1 protein-coding gene is annotated in these 517 nt (G+C 51.5%); it reads right to left on the reverse strand.

Features of this window, described 5'->3' with window-relative positions; genetic code table 11:
* The coding region (locus tag WA429_RS21395) for a TraG/VirB4 family ATPase (RefSeq protein ID WP_336107935.1) at nucleotides 1-517 on the reverse strand (517 nt) is incomplete at both ends.

Genomic DNA, 517 nt, shown 5'->3' on the forward strand with positions numbered 1-517 from the left:
TCCGCAAGCACGAATTCGATCACCTGATTGATTGGTGGGGTTTCACCGCTTTCATTCATTGCCGTGAGACGTTCGGTCGCCGAGGACAGCGCCATTTTGTCTTTCGGATCGGTTGAGAACATCAGTTGGGTGAATGGATCGACGATCAGGCGCCCAATGCCACAGCCACCTTCATTGATGAACAGAATCTCCGAGTAGTTCCCTTTGTTGGTGTGAACCGTCTTGAACAGGCGGTATCCCCCGTCCGAAAGTGAAAGACGTTTTTCTTTCTGGACCTTGTCGATGTCTTCGGAGTTCTGCTTGAGCATCCATTTGTGGGCCGAGTTCGAGGCAATCGCCTGACCGGTCTCAGATGAGTACAAGTCGTTTACTGACTGCGTAATAATGCATGCGGAACCGTTGTACTTACGGAAGCGGCGATAGCCGTGCTCGATGAACTTTGCGACATTCTCTTCAGCCAGAAGGTCCCATGCCTCATCAATCACCACCATTTTGCGCTGGTTGATGTCACCCAGGT

It is taken from the genome of Thalassospira sp. CH_XMU1420-2 (assembly GCF_037029325.1).
In the GTDB taxonomy this organism is placed as follows: Bacteria; Pseudomonadota; Alphaproteobacteria; order Rhodospirillales; family Thalassospiraceae; genus Thalassospira; species Thalassospira povalilytica.